This is a genomic window from Sphingopyxis sp. YF1 (assembly GCF_022701295.1).
GTDB lineage: Bacteria > Pseudomonadota > Alphaproteobacteria > Sphingomonadales > Sphingomonadaceae > Sphingopyxis.
The window spans coordinates 2,712,095-2,732,381 of the sequence record NZ_CP033204.1 but is presented as its reverse complement, the minus strand read 5'-3'; the positions used below and the strand labels follow the sequence as shown (position 1 = coordinate 2,732,381).

17 protein-coding genes are annotated in these 20,287 nt (G+C 65.2%); 8 read left to right on the top strand and 9 right to left on the bottom strand.

Going from position 1 to position 20,287, the window contains the following annotated elements; genetic code table 11:
- Window position 1 precedes the first annotated feature (1 nt).
- Both EAO27_RS13240 and EAO27_RS13235 read right to left on the bottom strand, forming a co-directional pair.
- The gene (locus tag EAO27_RS13240; protein WP_242770499.1) at window positions 2-1,651 is read right to left on the bottom strand and encodes an FAD-binding protein; all 1,650 of its coding nucleotides are present in this window, start codon (window positions 1,649-1,651) and stop codon (window positions 2-4) included.
- Entirely contained in the window at window positions 1,648-2,991 is a 1,344-nt protein-coding gene (locus EAO27_RS13235; protein WP_242770495.1) for an aromatic ring-hydroxylating dioxygenase subunit alpha, read from the bottom strand. Before EAO27_RS13235 ends, EAO27_RS13240 begins: the two co-directional genes overlap by 4 nt.
- 187 nt (window positions 2,992-3,178) lie before the next feature.
- Here EAO27_RS13235 and EAO27_RS13230 point away from each other — a divergent pair, with 187 nt between their 5' ends.
- From EAO27_RS13230 to EAO27_RS13205, 6 genes are all read left to right on the top strand, one after another.
- On the top strand, window positions 3,179-3,973 hold the full coding sequence (locus EAO27_RS13230) for a GntR family transcriptional regulator (RefSeq protein ID WP_242770492.1): 795 nt from the start codon (window positions 3,179-3,181) through the stop codon (window positions 3,971-3,973).
- Between the two features lie 88 nt (window positions 3,974-4,061).
- On the top strand, window positions 4,062-5,051 hold the full coding sequence (locus EAO27_RS13225) for a thiamine pyrophosphate-dependent dehydrogenase E1 component subunit alpha (protein ID WP_242770489.1): 990 nt from the start codon (window positions 4,062-4,064) through the stop codon (window positions 5,049-5,051).
- Window positions 5,048-6,061 carry an alpha-ketoacid dehydrogenase subunit beta gene (locus tag EAO27_RS13220; protein ID WP_242770486.1) on the top strand — a complete coding sequence of 338 codons (1,014 nt, stop codon included), beginning with the start codon at window positions 5,048-5,050 and terminating at the stop codon, window positions 6,059-6,061. Before EAO27_RS13225 ends, EAO27_RS13220 begins: the two co-directional genes overlap by 4 nt.
- Before the next feature lie 12 nt (window positions 6,062-6,073).
- The gene (locus EAO27_RS13215) at window positions 6,074-6,304 is read left to right on the top strand and encodes a biotin/lipoyl-containing protein (RefSeq protein ID WP_242770483.1); all 231 of its coding nucleotides are present in this window, start codon (window positions 6,074-6,076) and stop codon (window positions 6,302-6,304) included.
- 4 nt (window positions 6,305-6,308) lie between these two features.
- Complete coding sequence (locus tag EAO27_RS13210) at window positions 6,309-7,010, top strand: nitroreductase (RefSeq protein ID WP_242770480.1); 702 nt, start codon at window positions 6,309-6,311, stop codon at window positions 7,008-7,010.
- A gap of 180 nt (window positions 7,011-7,190) precedes the next feature.
- Window positions 7,191-7,775: a septation protein IspZ gene (locus EAO27_RS13205; protein WP_242770477.1), complete on the top strand. Its 585-nt coding sequence runs from the start codon at window positions 7,191-7,193 to the stop codon at window positions 7,773-7,775.
- Window position 7,776: 1 nt separating this feature from the next.
- On the opposite strand, the gene EAO27_RS13200 is transcribed toward EAO27_RS13205, so the two are convergent.
- Window positions 7,777-9,024, bottom strand: a complete 1,248-nt coding sequence (locus tag EAO27_RS13200; RefSeq protein ID WP_242770474.1) for an aspartate kinase — start codon at window positions 9,022-9,024, stop codon at window positions 7,777-7,779.
- Window positions 9,025-9,247: 223 nt separating this feature from the next.
- Here EAO27_RS13200 and ubiG point away from each other — a divergent pair, with 223 nt between their 5' ends.
- Together ubiG and EAO27_RS13190 are read left to right on the top strand one after the other, a co-directional pair.
- Window positions 9,248-9,973 (top strand): bifunctional 2-polyprenyl-6-hydroxyphenol methylase/3-demethylubiquinol 3-O-methyltransferase UbiG, encoded by a 726-nt coding sequence (gene ubiG, locus EAO27_RS13195; RefSeq protein WP_242770471.1) that lies wholly within the window; start codon window positions 9,248-9,250, stop codon window positions 9,971-9,973.
- Between the two features lie 7 nt (window positions 9,974-9,980).
- On the top strand, window positions 9,981-10,580 hold the full coding sequence (locus EAO27_RS13190; RefSeq protein WP_242770468.1) for a YdeI/OmpD-associated family protein: 600 nt from the start codon (window positions 9,981-9,983) through the stop codon (window positions 10,578-10,580).
- 110 nt (window positions 10,581-10,690) lie between these two features.
- On the opposite strand, the gene EAO27_RS13185 is transcribed toward EAO27_RS13190, so the two are convergent.
- The 6 genes from EAO27_RS13185 to EAO27_RS13160 all read right to left on the bottom strand — a co-directional run bounded on the left by EAO27_RS13185 (window position 10,691) and on the right by EAO27_RS13160 (window position 20,213).
- Window positions 10,691-11,362, bottom strand: coding sequence for a glutathione S-transferase family protein (locus EAO27_RS13185; RefSeq protein ID WP_242770465.1), 672 nt, complete (start codon window positions 11,360-11,362; stop codon window positions 10,691-10,693).
- A gap of 74 nt (window positions 11,363-11,436) precedes the next feature.
- The gene (locus EAO27_RS13180; RefSeq protein WP_242770462.1) at window positions 11,437-11,865 is read right to left on the bottom strand and encodes a hypothetical protein; all 429 of its coding nucleotides are present in this window, start codon (window positions 11,863-11,865) and stop codon (window positions 11,437-11,439) included.
- A gap of 201 nt (window positions 11,866-12,066) precedes the next feature.
- Entirely contained in the window at window positions 12,067-16,593 is a 4,527-nt protein-coding gene (gene gltB, locus EAO27_RS13175; protein ID WP_242770460.1) for a glutamate synthase large subunit, read from the bottom strand.
- Between the two features lie 30 nt (window positions 16,594-16,623).
- Window positions 16,624-17,784 carry a DUF2059 domain-containing protein gene (locus EAO27_RS13170; RefSeq protein ID WP_242770457.1) on the bottom strand — a complete coding sequence of 387 codons (1,161 nt, stop codon included), beginning with the start codon at window positions 17,782-17,784 and terminating at the stop codon, window positions 16,624-16,626.
- Window positions 17,785-17,807: 23 nt separating this feature from the next.
- Entirely contained in the window at window positions 17,808-19,250 is a 1,443-nt protein-coding gene (locus EAO27_RS13165; RefSeq protein WP_242770454.1) for an NAD(P)-dependent oxidoreductase, read from the bottom strand.
- A 162-nt stretch (window positions 19,251-19,412) separates the two neighbouring features.
- On the bottom strand, window positions 19,413-20,213 hold the full coding sequence (locus EAO27_RS13160) for an undecaprenyl-diphosphate phosphatase (RefSeq protein WP_242770452.1): 801 nt from the start codon (window positions 20,211-20,213) through the stop codon (window positions 19,413-19,415).
- Window positions 20,214-20,287: the final 74 nt, after the last annotated feature.

Genomic DNA, 20,287 nt, shown 5'->3' with positions numbered 1-20,287 from the left:
GTCAGTTGGGGATGCGGTTCAGCGCGTGCTGCGCCGCGACCCAGCCGAAGACGAAGGAGGGCGAGATGCTCGCCCCCGCGCCCGGATAGGTCTTGCCCATCACTGACGCGGTCGAATTGCCCGTCGCATAGAGGCCGGGGATCACCGATCCGTCCTCGCGCAGCGCGCGGGCATATTCGTCGGTCAATATGCCGCCGAAGGTGCCGACGTCGCCGGGAAAGACCTCGATCGAATAATAGGGCGCGGTCTCGATCGGGCCGAGCGTGGGGCTCGGCTTGTGCGTGCGGTCGGCGTAGACGAGGTCATAGGCCTTGTCGCCGCGCCTGAAGTCGAGATCCTTGCCTGCTGCGGCGAAGCCGTTGAAGCGCGCGACCGTCGCCTCGAGCCCGTCGGGGTCGACGCCGATCTTTTCCGCCAGTTCGCGCAGCGTCGATGCGGACTTCAGGAAGCCGCTCTCGTGCCAGATTTTCGGCACCGCCCCCATACGGAAACCCCAGCTGTATTTCTTGAAATAGGAGGCATCCATGATCGCGTGCGCGGGCACCGCGCCATGCGCGTAGAAATCCTGACCGTTCGCCATATAGGATTGCGCTTCGTCGACGAAGCGCCGGCCCGCCTTGTCGACGAGGATGCAGTGCGGCTTGGGCAGGTCGGGGACGTTCATCAGCGGCGGGCCGTCGGGCGGGACCGAGGTTGGAATCCACACCGCCTGGTCGGTCAGGTCGAGCGCGGCACCGTGCACGCGGGCGATCTCGATCATCTCGCCCGTGTCGCCGGGGTTGGCGTTGGTCCATTCGGTCGATGACGGCTGCGGGCCATATTTTTTCCGCAGTTCGGCGTTGCGCGCAAAGCCGCCGGCGTTGATCAGCACGCCGTCGCGCGCCTCGATCCGCCAGGGCTTGCCATGCTTTTCGGTGACCACACCGGTGATGCGGCCATCTTCCTCGACCAGATCGGTGACGCCCATGTCGGTACGAATGTCGACACGGTGGTCGAGCGCCATCTTGAGCATGCGGCCCTGGATCGCAGCGCCCGATCCGACCTGGTGGATGCCCAGAAGCTTGTTGCGGATCATGCGGAGGCCGATCTTGACCATTGCGAACTTGCCCGCCCAGGTGACCTTCATCAGCGTCAGATGCTTGGATTCCGTACGCTTGGCGGGGACGCCGAACTCGCCGCGGCGCAGCTTGGGATACCATTCCTTGCCCAGCGACTTGATGTTGAAGATCTGGACGCCGAGCGACCGGCCTTCGCCGAGCCCGCCGGGCAGGTCGTCGTGATAGTCCGACCAGCCGCCGTAGCGGACGAAGGGCATACCCTTGCCTTCGAGATAGTGGACCATCCGCGGCCCCATGCGAAGGAACATGTCCTTGCGCGCGCGCGACGTCGACGGGCCGACGTCACCCACCGCCGCATCGAGATAGGTGCGCGCCTTTTCGTCGCTGTCCTCGATGCCCTCGCGCGCCTGCAGCGGATGGTTCGGAATCCAGAATACCCCGCCCGACAGCGCGGTCGAGCCGCCGACGCGATCGGTCTTTTCGAGGATCAGCGGCTTCTTGCCCGCATCGACGGCTTCGATTGCTGCGAGCATCGATCCGCCGCCGCTGCCGACGATCACGAAGTCGGCGCTCTCGTCCCAGCCGCCGCTCATGCGCCATATCCATTTTCGATGAAGTCATCGAGGCTGCGGTGGAAATTGATCACGGCGATCTCCTGCCGCGGATTGGGCTTGGCGCCCTTGAACGCCTTCGATTTCATGCCCTTCTGGACCTCGGCCATATTCTGGTAATCCTGGGTCAGGATCAGCCCCCAGAAATCGACGTCGCCGTGGTCCTGACTCCATTCCTGCTCGACCTTCGGCGCGGTCCCGGGGGCGTAACGCTGGAGCGAATAGACATCCCAGATGCATTTGTCGGGGTTGGTGCCGAACGGGCGGGCGCGATAGCCGAGCAGGCCGGTCGGCCCCATCAGCATGATCTGGTTGGGGAACAGGTGCCAGTCGACGCCCGCGGCATACATTTGTTCGGGGGTGATGCTGGGCCATTGCAGACCCTGCGAGACGGCATTTTCATAAATGAACTGGCCGAACTTGGCGAGCACCTCCATCGGCGGCGTACCCGGTGGCACCTCCTGCTCGACGCGGCGCGCGGCAAAGACGGTCTGCACCGACGAACCCGCGTTCAGCGTCGCCGCCATGTCCTCCATATAGTCGCGAATGCCGGGCCGGATGTCTTCGGTCGGCTTGCCGTCGGTCAGTCGAGCCGAGCGCGAACCCATGGGCATCGATTCCCAGTAACCGAAGTGCGAATGGCGCCCGCGTGCATAGCTTTGTGTCCAGTCGTCCATGTAACGCAGCATCTGGTTGTGCGTGGTCTGGACGTGATAACCCTCGTTGAATGCTTCGAGTGCGACCTTCCAGTTGCAGTCGAAGACCGTCGACTTGCGCCAGTGATAACTCATCCCGCCGATGTCATAGGGATCGAGATAGGCTTTGGCCGGCGCCAGATGCTCCTCGAGGCTGATGCTGTCGGGGTCGAGATTGACATAGACCCAGCCGCTCCAGCGTCCGACCTTGACGGGGACGAGGTTGAGGTCGTCGTCGGTCAGCGATTCCGCGGGCCATTCGTGACGGTCGACGACCTTGGCGATCGTCCCGTCGAGTTTCCATGACCAGCCGTGATATTTGCAGAACAGGCGCGCGGCGTGGCCGCAACCTTCGGTGATCGTCCTGCCGCGGTGCGGGCAGACGTTGTAATAGGCTTTGATCTCGTCCTTTGCGATGCGGATCACGATGATCGACTGGTCGACGATGTCATAGGTGTAATAGTCGCCGACGTTCGGGATTTCCTCCTCGCGGCAGGCCATCTGCCAGACGCGATACCAGAGATTTTCGGCTTCGAGCTTCGCGAATTCGGGCGAGATATAATGGTCGGCCCCCACGACATAGCCCGCGCCATCCTGCTGGAGCCCGTCCTTGGTCTGAACGTTCATCGATTTCCTCTCCTTGTCGGAATTCAGTATACTGAATGGGCCGACGTCGCAACGCCATCCACTGCCGGGCGCCTGTCTTTATCATCTAACTAGGTAATATGACTGTTGGCAAGAGGGAGTTGGCAACCCTGCTTGCGCGCGCGCGGATTTCGAGGCAAAAGGTCGAAAATCCAAAAAGGAATTAAACTTGTCTAACGCTTTTGTCGCTATTCCCATCGGCAATCGCAGCAATGCTGAAGCCGTGCGCGTTCCCAAGACGGCCGAACTTGTCGCGAAGCAGATCCGCAATGCCATCATCCGGGGCGAACTGGTCGATGGCGACACGCTGCCCGCCGAATCGCACCTGATCGCCGAGTTCGAGGTCTCGCGCCCGACGATCCGCGAAGCAGTGCGGATTCTCGAATCGGAAGGGCTGGTGACGGTCGCGCGCGGCGCGCGCGGTGGGGCACGGGTCAGTTCGCCCAATTACGAGATGATCGAGCGCGCGGCGGGCATCACGCTGCAGGCAAAGGGCGTCACCATCGGCGACCTGTACGAGATGCGCACGCTGATCGAGCCGCCCGCCGCGGGCCTCGTGGCGCAGCGCAACAGCGAGGTCGCGGTGCCGATCCTGCGCCGGATGATCGAGGAGGAACTTTCCAACATCCGCGACCGGTTCCTGGTGACGGCGAAGATCGCCGAGTTCCACCAGGTGATGATCGAACTGGCGGGCAACAAGACGCTGATCATGTTTTCGAATGCGCTGCGCGGGCTGGCCGACGAGCATCTCAATCTTGCCCAGCGCCGCAATTCGCATATCGATCCCGAATTCTCGATGCGCCAGCTGCGCTACGGCCTGAAGTCGCATTCGAAGCTGGTCGACCTGATCGAGGCCAAGGACGCCGAGGGGGCCGAGAGGCACTGGAAGGCGCATATGATCGCCGCCGGCAAAGTGTGGCTGGCGCAGGTCGGGCCCAATTCGGTGGTCGATCTGATCGACTGATTTTCACCGACATATTCTCTCGACAGAAGCAGTGTAATCATATAGCTAATTGCACTGATAATAATCTCTGTACGAGGGAGTGTGACGGATGGCCGGCAAGCAGTTTGTGGCGGATTCCGCGGTTCTGCGTTCGATTTACGAAAGCGCCGCGCTGCTGAAGGCGAACGACGAACGCGCCCGGAAAGTGATTCTCTCGGGCCAGATCGCGATGGTCTATTACAGCTATCGCGGGCAGGAGATCATCCCGTCGGTGATGGGTGAAGTGCTGCGCGACGACGACACGATCTGCACCATCTATCGCGGCATCCACGACATGCTCGGCAAGGGCTTTCCGTTGCGCGAACTGTGGGCCGAACTCGCCGGCCGCACCACCGGATCGTGCAAGGGCAAGGGCGGGCCGATGCACCTGACCTACCCGCCCAAGGGGATCATGGTGACCACCGGCATCGTCGGATCGTCGGCGCCGATCGCCAACGGCCTGTCGTGGGCGGCGCAGCTCGACGGCAGCGACCGCGTGTCGGTGTGCACCTTCGGCGACGGCGCGTCGAACATCGGCGCGGTGCATGAAGCGCTCAACCTCGCTTCGGTGTGGAAGCTGCCGACGATCTTCGTCTGCCAGAACAACCTGTTCGCCGAGCATACCAAATTCGAGAAAATGACGGGCGGCGGGAATATTGCGGCCCGCGCCGAAGGCTATGGCATGCCCGGCGTGCGCGTCGACGGCAACGATCCCGGGGCGATGTATTCGGCCTTTGCCGAAGCGGTGGCGCGCGCGCGGGCAGGCGAGGGGCCGACCCTGCTCGAATGCATGACCTTCCGCTTTTTCGGTCACAATTTTGGCGACGACGACAGCTATATCCCCAAGGAGCAGAAGGCCGCGGCGATGGCGGCCGATCCGGTGCCGGTGCTGCGCGCACGGCTGATTGCCGACCGCGTCGCGACCGAAGAGGAGCTCGCGGCGGTCGAGGCTGGTATCGAGGCGCGGATCGACGACGCGATCGAGCATGCGCTTGCCTCGCCATGGCCCGAGCCGGACGACCTGCGCTTCGACGTTTTCGCAAAGGAGATTGCGGCATGAACGTCGCGGCGGAAAAGGCAGCCAAGCCGAAGGTCACCATCATCGAGGCGATCGCCAAGGCCTATCACGATGCCTTTGCCGACGACCCGAAGGTCGTCACGCTCGGCGAGGACCTCGCCGACCCCGAAGGCGGCGGCATCGCCAAGATCACCAAGGGGCTGTCGACCGCCTTCGGCGACGACCGGGTGCGTTCGACGCCGATTTCCGAACAGGCGATCATGGGCGCGGCGATCGGCGCGAGCCTCGCGGGCTACAAGCCGATCGCCGAGATCATGCTGATGAACTTCACCACGGTGGCGATGGACATGATCGTCAACCACGCGGCGAAGCTCCGCTTCATGTCGGGCGGCCAGACGAGCGTGCCGATCGTGATCCGCACGATGACGGGACTCGGTTTCGGGTCGGGCGGCCAGCATTGCGACTATCTGGAAGCCTGGTTTGCGCACACGCCGGGGATCAAGGTCGTCGCGGCTTCGACGCCCGAAGATGCCTATGGCCTGCTCCGCGCCGCGATCGAGGATCCCGATCCGGTGATCTTCATCGAGAATCTGCCGACCTATCGCGTGCCGATGGCGTTCGAACTGCCGGCGAGCGACCACCGCGTGCCGCTCGGCAAGGCGGCGGTGCAGCGCGAGGGCAGCGACGTCACGATCGTGACCTATGCGCGGATGGCGGTTCAGGCGCGCGCCGCGGCCGATCAGGCGGCGGACGAAGGCATTTCGGTGGAGGTCGTCGACCTGCGCACGATCGCGCCGTGGGACCGCGAGACGGTATTGGCCTCGGCGCGCAAGACCGGGCGCGTGATCGTCGTCCACGAAGCGGTCAAGGAACATGGTGTCGGCGCGGAAATCGCTTCGGTGATCAGCGAGGAATTGTTCGGCGAGCTCAAGAAGCCGGTGAAAAGGCTGGGCGGGGCGTTCAGCGCCGTACCCTATTCGCGGCCGCTCGAAAGCGCCTATGCGCCCGATGCCGAACGCATTCTCGCCGCCATCAAGACCATCATCAGCTAAGGAGGCTGCGACGTGGCTGTGCAAGTGACCGTGCCGAAGATCGGCTTTTCGATGAACGAAGGAATTCTCGCCGAATGGCTCGTCGAAGACGGCGCCGAGGTGACCGAGGGGCAGCCGCTCTATGCGCTCGAGGCCGACAAATCGACGAACGAGGTCGAAAGCCCCGCGAGCGGCAAGCTGAAGATCATCGGCGAGGTCGGCGAGACCTATGAGGTCGGCGTCGTCATCGCGGAAATCGGCTGAGCCGATGGACGACCGGGAGGCGGTGGCACGCGCCTATGCCGCGGTCGTGAACGGGCGCCGCAGCATCAGGGGGTACAAGCCTGAGGCGGTGCCCCGGGCGCTGCTGCGCGACGTGCTGGCGCTCGCGATGCGGTCGCCTTCGTCGCTCAACACCCAGCCGTGGAATTTCTACGTCGTCACCGGCGACCCGCTCGAGCGTATTCGCGCCGAAAATACGCGCCGTAACCTCGAACGCATCCCCTCGACGCGCGAGTTTCGCGGCATGGAAAATTACGAGGGCGTGCACCGCGACCGGCAGGTCGGCATCGCCAAGCAATTGTTCGGCGCGATGGGGATCGCGCGCGACGACAGGCCGAAGCGCACCGACTGGGTGCTGCGCGGCTTTCGCCAGTTCGACGCGCCCGCGTGCATCGTCGTCACCTATGACAAGGTCCTCGTCGGCAGCGACATTGCACCCTTCGACTGCGGAGCCGTCGCGACCGCGATCGTCAACGCCGCCTGGTCGAAGGGGCTGGGCTGCGTGATCAACAGCCAGGGGATCATGCATTCGGAGGTCGTGCGCCGCGAGGCCGGCATCGCCGACGACCAGACGATCATGATCTGCATTGCGATCGGCTGGCCGGACGGGGACTTTCCAGCCAACGCCGTCGTTTCGACGCGCAAGACCGTCGACGAGGCGGCGATCTTCGTGGGGTTCGAGGCCTAGGCGAGGCCCGGGAATCGGCTGCCTGTCCGCGCGGGGCCGGCGTCCGGAGGTCCTGCGACAATCCGTCCGTGCCGGGGGCACGGAATGGCCTCCATGTTGACGATGTAAATTTTGATTTGACCTGCCGGGTCATTTGCGCAATGTTTACGTTGATAACATTGAGTCGCGAAAGGATGCGCCATGCGAACCTTGCTCTATGCCATCGGACCGATGCTGTTCGACTCGCTCGGCGTGATCGTCTTTGCCGCGCTGCTCGGATTGGGGGCGGGGATCGTTGCGGCGACGATAGCGGGAACCGCGATCGCGATCGCCGTGGTCGGCTATGAATTGGTTCGCGGACACAAGGTAGCGGCGCTGCAATGGATCAGCCTTGCCTCGGTACTCTTCACCGCGGCGGCCACGCTCTTCACCGGCGATCCGCGGTTCGTGATGGCCAAGCCGACGATCGTCTATCTGATCGTCGGGAGCGTGATGCTTCGTCGCGGCTGGCTCAACCGCTATATTCCGCCCGAACAGCTCGCGATCGTCGGCGATGTCATGGACCGCTTCGGCATGATCTGGGCGGCGCTGATGTTCGCGAGTGCGGGACTCAACCTTGTCGTCGCGCTCTTTTTCACCGGCTGGTGGCCGCTGTTCATCGGGATTTTCCCGCTCGCGTCGAAATTCGGCCTGTTCGCGATCCACATCGCGGTGGTGCATTTCATCACGCAGGCACGGCTGCGCCGCCGCGCCGGCGGCGAACTGCAGCCGCTCGCGGCCGAATAGCCTATTCCGCGTCGAGCCCGTAGGCGGTGTGCAGCACGCGCACCGCGAGTTCGGTTTCGTCTTCGTCGATCAGCACGCTGACCTTGATCTCGCTGGTCGATATCGCCTGGATGTTGATGCCGCGGTCGGCCAGCGCGCGGAACATCGTGCTCGCGACGCCCGCGTGGCTCTTCATGCCGACGCCGACGACGCTGATCTTCGCGACCTTGTCGTCGCTGATGATGCGGTTGAAGCCGATCTTGTCCTTGGCCGCCTCGAGGATGTCGATCGAGCGCAGCAGGTCGGCGGCGGGAACGGTGAAGGTCACGTCGGTCTCGCCCTTGTCGCGGCCGACATTCTGGATGATCATATCGACATTGATCGCGGCAGCGGCGAGCGGGCCAAAGATATTGGCGACCCCGCCGGGCCGGTCGGGCACGCGGGTGATGATGATCTTCGCCTCGTTCTTGTCGTGGGCGATGCCGGTGATCAGCTGCCGTTCCATCTGATGTTCCTCTATTTCCTCGTCACTGACGATCATCGTTCCGGTCTTGGGGGCTTCGTCGCCCTCGACGAAGCTCGACAGGACCTGTACGCGAACGCCCATTTTCATCGCGAGTCCGACCGAGCGGGTCTGGAGCACCTTCGCCCCGACGCTCGCGAGCTCGAGCATTTCCTCATAGGTGACGAAATCGAGCTTGCGCGCGCGCGCGACGATACGCGGATCGGTGGTGTAGACCCCGTCGACGTCGGTGTAGATATCGCAGCGATCGGCCTTGACCGCCGCGGCGACGGCGACGGCGCTGGTGTCGGACCCGCCGCGACCGAGCGTCGCGACGCGGCCGTCGTCCATCATGCCCTGGAAGCCCGGGATCACCGCGACCTCGCCGCGTGCCATCGCGGCGCCGAGCGCACCCGTGTCGATGTCGAGGATGCGCGCGCGGGCATGCGCCTCTTCGGTGCGGATCGGGAGCTGCCAGCCGAGCCAGCTGCGCGCAGGCACGCCCATCGCCTGGAGCGTCAGCGCGAGAAGGCCCGACGTGACCTGCTCGCCGCTGGCGAGGACGACGTCATATTCGGCGGGGTCGTAGCGCGGGTTCGCCTCGCGGCAGAAATTGACCAGACGATCGGTCTCGCCGGCCATCGCCGAAACGACCACCGCGACTTCGTTGCCGTTCGCGACCTCGCGCGCGACGAGCTTCGCGACGGTGCGAATCCGCTCGGTGCCCGCCATCGACGTGCCCCCGAATTTCATCACGATCCGCGCCATCTCGTTCCGCCCTTTGCAAATTGGTTTCGACCGCAACTTTTCCAAGTTTTCTGCGGCGCTCGGCTGTTAGGCAAGGGGCGGTACGAAGGCAAGGCGGCGATTGTCCTGCCCGGATATATTTTCTTGGACAGTCCAAACGGATTCACGGATTCCGGCGCAGGCGCCGATTGTCCAACGGGCGATTTCCTTGCGTGCGCCGGGCGGTCGTGGCACATCGCGGGCCATGAACGCCGCGACGATCAATCCGCAAGAAGCCGCCCATTTCGGGGCTCTCGCCGCCGACTGGTGGGATCCGCACGGATCGTCGGCGATGCTGCACAAGCTCAATCCCGTACGGCTGGCCTATGTTCGGGACCAGATCGACGCGCACTGGCATGTCGATGCGCGCGAACGCCATGCCTTGCAGGGACGCACCGCGCTCGACGTCGGGTGCGGCGCGGGGCTGCTCGCGGAGCCGCTGGCCCGGCTGGGCGGCGCAGTGACCGGGATCGATGCGGCGCCGGAGAATATCGCCGCGGCGCGCGCGCACGCGGCAGGGCAGGGGCTGGCGATCGACTATTTTGCCGGTGAACTCGCGACGCTGCCGCCCGCGCGGTTCGACCTTGTCACCTCGATGGAGGTCGTCGAGCACGTCGCCGACCCCGCCGAATTCATCGGTCAGCTTGCGGCGCGGCTCGCACCCGGCGGATTGATGATCCTGTCGACCCCGAACCGCACCATGTGGTCGAAGCTGTTGCTGGTCGAAGCTGCCGAGCGCGTCGGTGCGGTCCCGCGCGGGACGCACGACTGGGACCAGTTCCTGAAGCCCGACGAACTCGCCGCGCTGATCGAGGGTGCGGGGCTGGAGGTGGTTGACCGCACCGGCCTGTCGCCTTCGGCGGCAAAAGGCTTCAAGCTCGGCGGCAGCGAGGCGCTCAACTATCTGGTGACCGCGCGGTGGCCGGGCTGAGCGTTCGGTGACGGGCGGACGCGACCCGCGCGTCGATGCCTATATCGCGAAGGCGGCGCCCTTCGCGCAGCCGATCCTGACCCATTTGCGCGCGCTGGTGCACGATCATGCGCCCGGCGCCGAAGAGACGCTGAAATGGAGCGTGCCGCATTTCGTGCTCAACGGACAGAATCTGGCGGGCATGGCGGCGTTCAAGGGACATGCGACCTTCGGCTTCTGGCGCGACGAGGAGGTCACGGGATCGCCGCGCGACACCGGCGCGATGGGCAGCATGGGACGAGTGGCGTCGCTGGCGGACCTGCCTTCGGACGCACAGATGGCGGCGTATATCGCCAAGGCGGCGGCGCTATGCGGCGAGAGCCGACCCAAACGAGCGAAAGCCGAACTGAAGGCCGCGCTCGACCTGCCCGAGGATCTGGGCGCGGCGCTCGGGATCAATGCCGCGGCACAGGGCCATTGGGACGCTTTCTCGCCGGGCAAGCGGCGCGATTATATCGAATGGGTGCTCGAAGCGAAGCGCGCGGAAACGCGGAGCAGGCGCATCGAAACGATCGTCGCGCAGGTCGCCGAGGGCAAGGACCGGAACTGGAAGTACAAGGCCTGTTGATAGACCCATTCGTCATTGCGAGGAACCTAGTGACGAAGCAATCTCCAGCGATCGGGATTGCGGAAGCCGGATCGCTGGAGATTGCTTCGCTTCGCTCGCAATGGCGAGGGTCAGAAATCGACGTCTTCGTAATATTTCGGCGGTGTCACGATTTCCATCCGTTCGGCCAGCAGCGGACGGAAGCTGGGGCGTGACTTGAGGCCCGAATACCAGCCTTTGGTCTGCTCGTGCCCGGTCCAGTCGATGCCGCCGAGATAGTCGGCGACCGAGATATGCGCCGCGGCGGCAAGGTCGGCGAGGCTCATTGTCGCGCCCGCGAGCCAGGTGCGATGGTCGATCAGATAATCGACATAGTCGAGATGCTGGTTCGCGGCCTTCATCGCCTCGCGCAGCGCGCCGCCGTCGGGCGGCTGGCGGTGGACGATGCGTTTCTGCATGCGCTCGAAGAGCAGCGGGCCGGTGACTTCATAGTAGAAGTCCTGATCGAACCAGGCGACGAGGCGGCGGATTTCGGCGCGGTTCGCCGCCGTGCCGTTGATCATCGCCTTGCCTTCGACGGTTTCCTCGAAATATTCGGCAATCGCATTGCTGTCGATCAGAACCTGCCCGCGCGTCTGGTCGACCATCACCGGCGTGCGGCCGGCGGGATTCAGGTCGATGAACTCGTCGCGCCGTTCCCATGGCGATTCGCGCACGAGTTCATAGCCGACGCCCTTCTCGCCGAGCAGCAGACGGATCTTGCGCGAAAAGGGACAGAGGGGGAATTGATAGAGTTGCCACATGATCCCGGCATAGCCGCACCGGCGCGCCGCGCCAACGCCTATGCTGCACCGCGGCGCAAAGCCTGTGGATGGGGTCAGCGCCGCCGTGCGGCGTCGCGTTCATAGTCCCATTGTGCGGCAAGATCGCGCGCCATGTCCTTGAGGACCGGCGCATAGGCCGCGGCGGCGGTCGCAAGATGCCCCGCCATGCGGCCGGTCGCGCGCACGTCGTCACCGACGCGCCGGCCGTAATCGGGGTCGCGGCCCGCCACCTCGCCCAGCGTCGCGTCGTGCGGAATATAGGCGGCACCGGATTCGGGATCGACGCGTGCGACGGCCTCGGCGAGCGGCCCGACGTTCAGCCGCATCAGCGCATCGACGAGCGCGGTGACGGTCTCGGCCATGCGATCCTGTTCGACCGGATCGGTGAGGGTTTCGGCGGCGTCTCGTACATCGGCCGCCTGCGCGGGCAGCGGAGCTGCGATCGCGAGCAGGGGGACGGCGAGCAAGGTCCAGCGAGGCATCGGCATATCCTTTCGCGCGCACCAGCGCGGGTCAGCGAAGCGGCGTTCCTAGAGGCCGGACGCTTTCGCTGCGCTGAACGCTGCAGGGCCGTGCGGCGGGATGCCCCAATGATGCGACGATCAAAAGGCCCTGCGGCAGGGCGGCCGGGGAGAAGGCGCCCCTCCGGCAGGCTTGCGACGGGCATCCATGATGGCGGTGTTCTACTCCGCCGCGACGACCTCGGCTGCGGCGTCGCTGAGCGGATGCGCGAGCCGCGTCATCATCTCTTTCGGGCACACCTGCCAGAACTGGCCCAGCCAGCGGTCCCAGTCGGCGAGAATCTCGCTCGACCACTTGCTGCCCGTCGCCTTGGCATGATCCTCGACCAGCGCTCTCAGCACGCCTTCCCAGTGCGCGCTGTCGACGCGCTGCCAGACGATCGATTCGGGATTGGCACGGCGTTCGAACTGGGCGTCGGTGTCGAGCACGAAGGCCATGCCGCCGGTCATGCCGGCCCCGAAGTTCGATCCGATCTCGCCGAGGATCACCGCGACGCCGCCGGTCATATATTCGAGGCCGTTGGCGCCACAGCCCTCGACGACGACATTGGCGCCCGAATTGCGGACTGCGAAACGCTCGCCCGCCTGGCCCGCGGCGAGCAGGGTGCCCGCGGTCGCGCCGTAGAGGACGGTGTTGCCGACGATGGTGTTGTGCTGGCTGACCAGCGGGCTCGACACGGTCGGGCGCACGACGATGCGGCCGCCCGACAGGCCCTTGCCGACATAGTCGTTAGCGTCGCCGAAGACTTCGAGCGTGACGCCCTGGCACAGGAAGGCGCCGAGCGACTGGCCCGCGGTGCCGCGCAGCCGCACCTGGACGTGATCGTCGGCAAGCCCCTTCATGCCGAAGCGCTTGGTCACCTCGGCCGACAGGCGGGTGCCGACCGCGCGGTGTGTGTTGCGGACGTTATAGGTGAGCTGCATCCGTTCGCCGCGTTCGAACAAAGGCTGTGCATCGTGCAGGATCTGCGCATCGAGGCTGTCGGGAACCGGATTCCGGAAATTCGGTCCCTGCGAGCGGCGCTGGTCGTCGGGCGCGTCGACCTTGGCGAGGATCGGGTTGAGATCGAGATCGTCGAGATGTTCGGCGCCGCGGCTGACCTGGCGCAGCAATTCGGTACGCCCGATCACCTCGTCGAGGCTGCGGCAGCCGAGCTTGGCGAGGATTTCGCGTACCTCCTCGGCGATGAAGGTCATCAGGTTGATCACCTTCTCGGGGGTGCCGACGAACTTCTGGCGCAATTTCTCGTCCTGCGTGCAGACGCCGACCGGGCAGGTGTTCGAATGGCACTGGCGCACCATGATGCAGCCCATCGCGACGAGGCTCAGCGTCCCGATGCCATATTCCTCGGCGCCCAGGATCGCCGCGATCACGATATCGCGCCCGGTCTTGAGCCCGCCGTCGGTGCGCAGCCGGATGCGATGACGCAGGCCGTTGAGCGTCAGCACCTGATTGACTTCGCTGAGGCCCATTTCCCACGGCGTCCCGGCATATTTGACGCTCGTCTGCGGGCTGGCGCCGGTGCCGCCGGTGTTCCCCGACACGAGGATGACGTCGGCGTGCGCCTTGGCGACGCCCGCCGCGACGGTGCCGATGCCGGCCGAACTCACGAGCTTGACGCAGACGCGCGCGCGCGGGTTGATCTGCTTGAGGTCGTAGATGAGCTGCGCGAGATCCTCGATCGAATAGATGTCGTGGTGCGGCGGCGGCGAGATCAGCGTCACGCCGGGGGTCGAATGGCGCAGCCGCGCGATGAATTCGCTGACCTTGAACCCGGGCAGCTGTCCGCCCTCGCCGGGCTTGGCGCCCTGCGCGACCTTGATCTCGATCTCGTCGCACGCGCCGAGATATTCGGCGGTGACGCCGAAGCGGCCCGACGCGATCTGCTTGATGTTGCTGTTGGCGTTGTCGCCATTGGCATAGGGCTGGTAGCGTTCGCTCGCTTCGCCGCCTTCGCCGGACACCGCCTTGGCGCCGATGCGGTTCATCGCGATCGCCAGCGTTTCATGCGCTTCGGGCGAGAGCGCGCCCAGCGACATGCCGGGGGTGATGAAGCGTTTGCGGATCTCGGTGATCGCCTCGACGCTGTCGAGCGCGACGCCCTGCGCGGGATAGTTGAACTCGACGAGGTCGCGCAGATAGACCGGCGGCAGGTCGGCGACGCCGCGCGCGAACTGCAGATAGGTCGAATAGCTGTCGGTGGCGACCGCGGTCTGGAGCAGGTGCATCAGCTGCGCCGAATAGGCGTGCGTCTCGCCGCCCGCGCGCTGGCGATAGAAGCCGCCGATCGGCAGGGTGGTGACGCGCGCGTCGAACGCCGCCTCGTGCTTCTCGGTCGCGTTGATGAACAGCGACTGATAGCCTTCGCCCGAAATCTTCGCCGGCATGCCGGGGAAAAGATCGTTGACGAGCGCGCGGCTGAGACCGACCGCTTCGAAATTATAGCCGCCGCGATAGCTGGAGATCACGGCGATCCCCATCTTGGCGAGGATCTTGAGCAGTCCGTCGTCGATCGCCTTGCGGAAACGCTGGCGGCAATCGTCGATCGACAGGTCACCGAACAGGCCGCGCGCCTGGCGATCGGCGATCGCGGCTTCGGACAGATAGGCGTGGACGGTCGTCGCGCCGACGCCGATCAGCACCGCGAAGGCGTGGGTGTCGAGCACTTCGGCCGAGCGGACGTTGATCGAGGCATAGCTGCGCAGCCCCTTGCGCACGAGGTGGGTGTGGACCGCGGCGGCGGCGAGCACCATCGCGACCCCGACCCGTCCTTCGCCGATCGCCTGATCGGAGAGGAACAATTCGCTGCGTCCGGCGCGCACGGCTTCCTCGGCCTCGCGGCGGATGCGCGCGATCGCGTCGCGCAGCGTGCCGGCATCGCCGCCCTTTTCGAAGGTACAGTCGATATCGGCTACCGCGTCGCCGAAATAGGCGCGCAGTCGATCCCAGTCGTCGCCGACCAGAACCGGCGAGTCGATGACGAGGACGTGGTCGCTCTGGCCCTTCTCGTCGAGGATGTTCGCGAGGTTGGCGAAGCGCGTCTTCAGGCTCATCACATGCCGTTCGCGTAAGGAGTCGATCGGCGGATTGGTGACCTGGCTGAAATTCTGGCGGAAGAATTGCGCGACATGGCGCGGCTTGTCGGAGATCACCGCGAGCGGCGTGTCGTCGCCCATCGATCCGATGGCTTCCTTGGCGTCCTCGACCATCGGGGAGAGGATGAGTTCCATATCCTCCATCGTCAGCCCCGCCGCGACCTGGCGGCGCAGAAGTTCGCTGCGGTCGAAGACGGGCAGGCTCGACCGGCCCCCCTTGGGCAGGTCCGCCATCGTGCGGAAACCCTTGACGCGCGAGGGATAATCCTGCGCGCCCGCGATCCGGTCCTTGATCGCGCGGTCGTCGTAGAGCTGGCCTTCGTCGAGGTCGACGGCGATCATCTGGCCGGGGCCGAGGCGGCCCTTCTTGCGGATGCTCGCCTCGGGCAGCAGCACCATGCCGCTTTCGGAGCCGACGACGAGCAGATTATCGGCGGTCAGCGTGTAGCGCAGCGGACGGAGCGCGTTGCGATCCATGCCCGCGACCGCCCAGCGGCCGTCGGTCATCGCGAGCGCGGCCGGGCCGTCCCACGGTTCCATGACGCTGGCGAGATAGGAGTACATCGCCTTGTGCGCCTCGGGGGTGTCGGCATCGCCGCCCCACGCTTCGGGAACGAGGATCAGTTTTGCCGTCGGCGCGTCGCGGCCGGCGCGGCACAGCGTTTCGAACACCGCGTCGAGCGCCGCGGTATCGGACGCGCCGGCGGGGATCACCGGCTTGATGTCTTCCGAATGCTCGCCGAAGGCGAGGCTCGCCATCTTGATCTCGTGGCTCTTCATCCAGTTCTTGTTGCCGCGGATCGTGTTGACTTCGCCATTGTGGGCGAGGCAGCGGAAGGGCTGGGCGAGCCACCATTGCGGGAAGGTGTTGGTCGAATAGCGCTGGTGAAAGATCGCGACGCGGCTTTCGAACAGCTTGTTCGTAAGGTCGGGATAGAAATCGGCGAGGCTTTCGGCGAGGAAGAGCCCCTTGTAGATGATCGAGCGTGCCGACAGGCTGCAGACATAGAAGTCGGCGACCTGCGCCGCGATCACCTTTTTCTCGATGCGGCGGCGGACCAGATAGAGCTGCTTTTCGAACTCGGCGAGCGACTGTTCCTCGGGCAGCGGCCCCGCGATCATGATCTGCTCGATTTCGGGGCGCGTGCGCTGCGCCTTGTCGCCGATCACCGAAACGTCGACGGGGACCTGGCGCCAGCCATAGATGGTATAGCCCGCGTCGATGATCTCGGCCTCGACGATCGTGCGGCATTCTTCCTGCGCGCCCAAATCGGTGCGCGGCAGGAAGACCATGCCGACGGCGAGGCGGTTCGGGCGCACCTTGTGGCCCGACGCGGCGATCGCATCGTCGAAGAAACGGACCGGCAGGTCGACATGGATGCCCGCCCCATCCCCCGTCTTGCCGTCGGCGTCGACCGCGCCGCGGTGCCACACGGCACGCAGGGCCTCGATCGCCGCCTCGACGACGCGGCGCGACGGCTTGCCGTCGGTCGCCGCGACCATGCCGACGCCGCAGGCATCGGATTCGAGGTCGGGGCGATACATGCCCTCTGCGGCGAGCCGCGCGTGGTCGGGGGTGGGGTAGTGGGTCATCGTTGAATCCTGACGGTTCGGCCGAGGCTCTTATGAAGATGGTTTGCGCTTGCGGGCGTTTTCGATCGCCGCCTGCTGGGCGTCATAGGCTGCGGTCGCGGCGGCGTCCGACGCGGCTTCGAGTTCCTCGACGCGCTGGCGATCGGCCTCCGACCAGTTGTCGCGCTCGTAGGCGGGATCCCAGTCGGCTGCCGCGGCGTCGGCGGCGGCCGCTGCGGCATCGGCCGCATCGCCGGCTTCGGCTGCGGCGGCGTCGGCATAGGCGACGTCGTCGGCGGCGGTCGCCTCGGTCGTCTCGCTGTTCCACATGTCGCGCTGTTCCTTCAGTACCTTGACGTCGACCTTCATCAGCTTGGCAAGCTTCGTCAGTTCGGCGTCGCTGAGGTCGCCGAGCTGCTTTTCCTTGGGCAGGTCGTCCTTGAACTTGCCTTCGAGTTCGGGCACCCGGTCGATCCACTTGTTCGCCATCGGCGGCACCGACTTGATGATCGCCAGGATGACTTCGGGATCGGCCTGCAACGCCATCCATTCACTGGCATAGGCCTGGCCCGCGGGCGTGGCGAAAAAGGCGTTCATCTGGGTGAGCTGATCGGCGCTGAACTTGCGCGCGAAGGCGCGGGCCATGCCGGCGCGGGTCGGTTCCTCGAAGTCGCGCAACACCTCGCTGACGATCGGTTTGATGGAAGTCATGATCTTTTCTTCGCGCGCCTTGCGGTGCGGGTCGAAGATGTCGGCGATGGCTTCCTTGGTCGGTGCGTCGAGCGCTTCGATTTTCTCGCTTTCGACACCGGTCTTGATCGACAGCATGAGGTCGGACATGCCGCCGAGTTCGCCCAGCAGGCCGCGGAACAGCTTGCCGTAGAGATTGTCGATCATCTTTTCGAGGCTGCCCGGCGGGACGAGCGCGCCCGTCGTGGTCTCCGCGAGCGCCAGCTGGGCCGGCGCGATCGGGGGCAATTTGTCGGTGCCGAAGACCTTCTCGACCAGCTTGATCGCTTCGTCGATTTCCTTCTGCATCTTGGCCTTGGCTTCGGCCATCGCGGCCTCGCTCGTCGGTTCGTCCTGCGCGTCGGTTGTGACCGCATCAGTCGTGACGACCTCGGCGATCGGGGCTTCCTGCGGTGCGGCGAAAGCCTGTGCGGGGGCAAACGCCATCGCGCCGGCGAGGAGCATGGTTTTCAAGGTCGACATTGTGGTGATTCCTTCCCTGTTGGTCATGCCGCCTTCATTTCGCTTTCGGCTTTCGCTTTCAACCATTTCGACATCTGGGCGCTGACGTCGCGGCCGTCGCGGATGCCCCAGACGACCAGGCTGGCGCCGCGCACGATGTCGCCCGCGGCGAAGACGCCGTTCAGGCTGGTCATCATCGTCTGGTGATCGACGCGGAGCGTGCCCCAGCGCGTGACGCTGAGATCGGGCGCGCCGAACAGGTGCGGCAGTTCCTCGGGATCGAAGCCCAATGCCTTGATCACCATGTCGGCGGGCAGGTCGAAGTTGCGACCCGGATCGGGCTCGGGGCTGCGCCGGCCGCTGGCGTCGGGAGCGCCGAGGCGCATGCCGGCGACGGCGACCTCTTTCACATGCCTGTCGGCGGTGAAGCTTTCGGGGGCCGAAAGCCAGACGAACTCGACGCCTTCTTCTTCGGCGTTGGCGACTTCGCGCTGCGATCCCGGCATATTGTCGCGGTCGCGGCGATAGAGGCATTTCACCGACTTCGCGCCCTGGCGCACCGCGGTGCGGACGCAGTCCATCGCGGTGTCGCCGCCGCCGATGACGACGACATGCTTGTCCGCTGCATTCAGGCGCCCGTCCTCGAATGCGGCGACCTTGTCGCCAAAGCTCTTGCGGTTCGAGGCGATGAGATAGTCGAGCGCGGCGACCACGCCGTCGGCCTTGTTGCCCGGCACGTTGATCTCGCGCGGCTTGTAAACGCCGGTGGCGATCAGCACCGCGTCGTGCTTCTGCCGGAGCTGGTCGAGCGTCGCATCCTTGCCGACCTCGAAGCGGAGGTGGAAATGGATGCCGCCCTCGACGAGGCGGTCGATGCGGCGCATCACGACATCCTTTTCGAGCTTGAAGCCCGGGATGCCATAGGTCAGCAGCCCGCCCGCGCGATCGTGCCGGTCATAGACGTGAACCTCATGTCCCTGGGTGCGCAGATATTCGGCCGCGGTCAGCCCGGCGGGGCCGGCCCCGATGATCCCCACCGACTGGCCGGTCGGGACTGCCACCTGGATCGGTTCGACCCAGCCCTCGGCCCAGGCGGTGTCGGTGATATATTTCTCGACGCTGCCGATCGTCACCGCGCCGTGGCCCGAAAATTCGATCACGCAATTGCCTTCGCACAGCCGGTCCTGCGGACAGATGCGGCCGCAGATCTCGGGCATCGTCGAGGTCGCGTTGCTCAGTTCATAGGCTTCGCGCAGCCGGCCTTCCGCCGTCAGGCGCAGCCAATCGGGGATATGGTTGTGCAGCGGGCAGTGCACCGAGCAATAGGGGACGCCGCACTGCGAACAGCGCGCCGCCTGCGCGTCGGCGTCGGGCGCGGCATAGCGTTCCGCGATTTCGCGGAAGTCGCGCGCGCGCTCTTCGGCGCTGCGCTTGGCGGGATAATGTTGGTCGCGCTCGACGAACCGGAGCATGCGATCGCTGGCCATGTGCAGTTTCCCCTTCGTTGGAAGGGGCAAATGCATGTCCTGCAAATGCCTGTCACGGCGAAATCATCATTTAAGTCAGTTTTCTTGACCTAAAATCTGCACCAAATCACCACCTGAATGGTGCTGCGCAACATTCTTTCGTCATTTAATACCGTTTCGGACCTATCTGGCGGCGAGCCACACCAGCGCCGCGGCGCCGATGATGATTCGGTACCAGGCGAAAGGGGCGAAGCCATACCGCGTGACGACGGCGAGAAACGCCTTGATCACCGCCCAGGCCACGATGAAGGACACCAGCGCGCCGATGCCGATCAGCCCGAGGTCGCCTGTCGTGATCGCATCGCGATGCTTGAAGAGCTGGAGCGCGGTCGCGCCGCTCAGCGTCGGCAGCGCGAGGAAGAAGCTGAACTCGGCGGCGGTCTTGCGGTCGACCCCCATCGCCATCGCGCCCATGATCGTCGCGCCCGAGCGGCTGACCCCCGGAATCATCGCGATGCACTGTACCAGCCCGACAAAGATCGACTGCCGCGCCGACAGGTTGGCGACCCCGCCGCTCTCCTTCGGCTTGGCGAAGCGTTCGACGAGCAGGATCGCGAAGCCGCCGATCACGAGCGCCCATGCGACGACGACCGCGTTTTCGAGCAGCAGTTCGATATAGTCGCCGAAGGCGAGGCCGAGCGCGACCGCGGGTACGAAGGCGAGCAGCAGGTTGCGCACGAACGCAATCGCCACCGGATCGCGGCGGAAGAAGCCGGTGAACATGTCCCAGAATAATTTCCGGTACAGCACGACGATCGCGAGGATCGCCCCGGGCTGGATCGCGATGTTGAAGATCGCCCAGCGCGATGCGTCATAGCCGAGCAATTCGGTCGCGAGGATCAAATGCCCCGTCGATGAGACGGGAAGGAATTCGGTCAGCCCCTCGACGATGCCGAGGATGATCGCGGTCATGATCTCGTTCATCGGATCAACCCTCCGCGCCGGGGGCTGCGAAGGGCGGGCGGGCGACGGGCATAAGGGAGGGCATGCGGATCCTG

What these genes read in the sequence shown, in the direction of transcription:
- EAO27_RS13240 (WP_242770499.1), bottom strand. Translation starts at nt 1,651, where the DNA reads ATGAGCGGCGGCTGGGACGAGAGCGCCGACTTCGTGATCGTCGGCAGC.
- EAO27_RS13235 (WP_242770495.1), bottom strand. Translation starts at nt 2,991, where the DNA reads ATGAACGTTCAGACCAAGGACGGGCTCCAGCAGGATGGCGCGGGCTAT.
- EAO27_RS13225 (WP_242770489.1), top strand. Translation starts at nt 4,062, where the DNA reads ATGGCCGGCAAGCAGTTTGTGGCGGATTCCGCGGTTCTGCGTTCGATT.
- EAO27_RS13220 (WP_242770486.1), top strand. Translation starts at nt 5,048, where the DNA reads ATGAACGTCGCGGCGGAAAAGGCAGCCAAGCCGAAGGTCACCATCATC.
- EAO27_RS13210 (WP_242770480.1), top strand. Translation starts at nt 6,309, where the DNA reads ATGGACGACCGGGAGGCGGTGGCACGCGCCTATGCCGCGGTCGTGAAC.
- EAO27_RS13205 (WP_242770477.1), top strand. Translation starts at nt 7,191, where the DNA reads ATGCGAACCTTGCTCTATGCCATCGGACCGATGCTGTTCGACTCGCTC.
- EAO27_RS13200 (WP_242770474.1), bottom strand. Translation starts at nt 9,024, where the DNA reads ATGGCGCGGATCGTGATGAAATTCGGGGGCACGTCGATGGCGGGCACC.
- ubiG (WP_242770471.1), top strand. Translation starts at nt 9,248, where the DNA reads ATGAACGCCGCGACGATCAATCCGCAAGAAGCCGCCCATTTCGGGGCT.
- EAO27_RS13185 (WP_242770465.1), bottom strand. Translation starts at nt 11,362, where the DNA reads ATGTGGCAACTCTATCAATTCCCCCTCTGTCCCTTTTCGCGCAAGATC.
- EAO27_RS13180 (WP_242770462.1), bottom strand. Translation starts at nt 11,865, where the DNA reads ATGCCTCGCTGGACCTTGCTCGCCGTCCCCCTGCTCGCGATCGCAGCT.
- gltB (WP_242770460.1), bottom strand. Translation starts at nt 16,593, where the DNA reads ATGACCCACTACCCCACCCCCGACCACGCGCGGCTCGCCGCAGAGGGC.
- EAO27_RS13170 (WP_242770457.1), bottom strand. Translation starts at nt 17,784, where the DNA reads ATGTCGACCTTGAAAACCATGCTCCTCGCCGGCGCGATGGCGTTTGCC.
- EAO27_RS13165 (WP_242770454.1), bottom strand. Translation starts at nt 19,250, where the DNA reads ATGGCCAGCGATCGCATGCTCCGGTTCGTCGAGCGCGACCAACATTAT.
- EAO27_RS13160 (WP_242770452.1), bottom strand. Translation starts at nt 20,213, where the DNA reads ATGAACGAGATCATGACCGCGATCATCCTCGGCATCGTCGAGGGGCTG.